Origin of the sequence: uncultured Gimesia sp., assembly GCF_937910335.1 — a bacterium.
GTDB lineage: Bacteria > Planctomycetota > Planctomycetia > Planctomycetales > Planctomycetaceae > Gimesia.
In genome coordinates, this window is record NZ_CALEMX010000581.1 from 1 (window position 1) to 2,875 (window position 2,875).

Sequence of the window (2,875 nt, forward strand, 5' to 3'; positions counted from 1 at the left end):
AATGAAAGCTGACTTGATTAAAAGCGCTAATCCGCTCAATGTATTGCAACGATCTCGGGTGGTACTGTTGGCTTATGTAAAGACAGTCACTGCTTTTGAGAGACATTTCCTGATTAAGTATATTCGTTTTTGACTACCACGAAATTCCTGAATATTTCACTGTTCGTGTTGCTTTCATGAAGGTAGCATATAAAGAACCGACCATAATGGAGACGGGGTTTGCTTCCTCGATACACAATTCCGTTCTCCAGGCATTCTCGTTCAAAGGGAGAGAAATATGCGGATCCAGATATTTCTGATGAAACGACTCACTGTTTCGATTTGCATTACCACAATCCTGATGGTCATCTTCATGCCGTTCTCTGCGCGAGGCGAAGAATGCAAGGCGGGGCAGGCTGATGCACTTCAGAAACTGCTTCTTGAGGTAGAGCGAAATGAAAAACTGTATGCCAATCTGAAATTCACTTCGAACAGCACGATAGTTTATGAAAATTTTCCTTCCCTCGCTGAAGCTTTAAAACCGATTCAATCTGAGATAGAATTCTCACTGATTGCGCAAGGAAAGAAATTTCGCAAACAAGCTCAGTCAAAAGGACGGTTTATGTTTATATTTCCGGCTCTGCCTAAGGATATTAACAATCCTGGCAAATCCAGCTATACAGCAACCGGAACCAATGAATCGATTGATGCTTTTGACGGAAAGACGCGTCGTAAATTCTTGAAACAGGATATGAGTGCTGAAAAGAAAACCATATACAAATGGGCCTCAAGTAAAGGGGAGGTTTCTGAAGAACCGCCTGGTTTAACCAACAAAGCGAGTCTACATACATTTTATGTCCAAGAGAGTAATCGCAAAGTCTCTCTCTCCTCTTGTCTCAAAGGAGTAGAATCCATAGCGGCGTTTCCCGTTTCTTCCGTCTATACAAAAAAGGTGGCAAAAATTCGGATCGCTGATATTCGAATCGTAGGGACTGAGAAGTTTCAGGGACTGCAATGCACGAAAATAGTGATCGAGACAATCGATGCCGAAGGAGCACCTTTCTCACGAGGAGAACTCTGGCTGGCTCGAGATAGAAACTTCATTCCCATACGAACATTATACTATCACTACAAAGATTCAAAAACATTGCCGAACAGGGAGTCCATTGTTGATGCATGGCGTGAGGTTCGTCCTGGTGTGTGGTATCCGGTCAAATCACACACTAATCGCTTTTCTTCACTCACTCTCCGACAAGAGGGACGGCAGAAAATATCGTGGCGAACAAAGAACGACGTCAAAAGCGTCTCGCTTGATCCGCCTATATCACCAGAGGTCTTTTCCAAAGTGGAGTTTCCACCAGGTACTGCCGTGTATCAGGTGAAAGATGGAAAAAGAAGCTTAATCAAAAAGGAAGAAAACAATCAGAATTGATTTTTCCTGACTCTTGTTCACAATGACATCTGCGAGTCTCGTCGTTCTACCCCCAGCGGAACTAGTCAATCATCCTGTTGTGCCACATCAGAGACTAAAACAAATCATGATCACTCGACTATTGATGCCGATTGCTGTTCTATTTTCAATATGTCTCGTGGGGAGTCGAATCGCTGATGCAGCCCCCCTGACTCTTTCAATTGTTGATGAAGCAGGTCGTTCCCTGCCCTGTCGTGTTTTATTACGTGACAAAGACAGAACTTGTCCTACACCCTCTGATTCTGTTGTGCTGACGATCGGCTCGGAAAACTGGTTCATGTCGGATGGTTCTATTCAGTATGAGATTCCGGCTGGCAGATATGAATTGCGTATTGAACGTGGACTTGAATTTGAACGGTATAAACAGACGATTGTCGTACCCGATACCAGACTTAAGATGCAGGTGCTTCTTAAGCGTTGGGTTAATATGAAACAACGAGGTTATCTTTGTGCCGAAAATCATCTGCATGTCGATGCGAAGTCGGTCGGAGCGATGGCCATTGCGGAAGGCCTGGATTTTGCTTCCTCATTGACCTGGTGGAATGGTCCTGATCCGAAACGTCCTGTCTCTGAGGGAAAAGGAAAAACGCGTTCGCTCAGTTTTGCAGGTAGAAATGTGACAGCCAGTATCTATGATGCCGAACTGGAATTTGGTTGGGGGGCCGCTTATATCCAAAACCTGGCTCGACCCTTCCCCTACCCTGCAGAGAAAGGCCGCCCGAATTTGTTTTTTTTGAGACATGCCGTCGAAGAGGGTGCCCTCGTGCATTATCAGGGCGGCTGGTCTCGCGAAGTGGGCCTGGATGCGCTGCTGGGTCTGGTACATACGGTCAATATTTGCAACAACAACTTTCACATGCACCGTTTTCAACCGCGCAGCCAATACTCCAATCTGTTGAACGTTCCCCATTTCCCAACGTATGCTGATACCGAGCAAGGCATGCTGCGCATGAATACAGACACTTATTACCGTCTGTTGAACTGGGGATTGAAGCTATCAGCGGGTGCAGGTTCTGCCACGGGAGTCAAACAGGTACCCGCGGGTTATAATCGGTCTTATGTTCTCATCAATCCATCAGCGACTCTTTCGGAGTTTAACGAAGCCTGGAAGCAGGGTCGCAATTTTGTAAGCAATGGTCCGATGCTTTTTCTGGAGGGCGCCGAAGGATCGAAACCGGGAGATGCCATAGAATTAGGAGCAGATGAATTGGGAACTGATCCCAAACCGTTTCAATTTAAAGTGGCTGCTCTTGCGAATCAGCCATTGCAGTCGATTGAGATTGTGCAAAATGGACGCGTGGTGAAAAATTTCAAAATTACGAATCGCTTTCAAGCAACCCATACTTTTTCTCTGAATTTGCATCAAGGGGGATGGATTGCCGCACGCTGTACTGTGCGTGATGAATTATTATCCGATCAGGAACT

Annotated in this window: 2 protein-coding genes; both read left to right on the top strand. The window is 45.6% G+C overall.

Annotated elements, in window-relative coordinates; genetic code table 11:
* Positions 1-277 precede the first annotated feature (277 nt).
* Positions 278-1,411: a hypothetical protein gene (locus tag Q0668_RS23725; RefSeq protein WP_298869027.1), complete on the top strand. Its 1,134-nt coding sequence runs from the start codon at positions 278-280 to the stop codon at positions 1,409-1,411.
* Positions 1,412-1,517: 106 nt separating this feature from the next.
* Positions 1,518-2,875: hypothetical protein (locus Q0668_RS23730; protein WP_298869028.1), on the top strand; the 1,358-nt coding region annotated here is incomplete at its 3' end.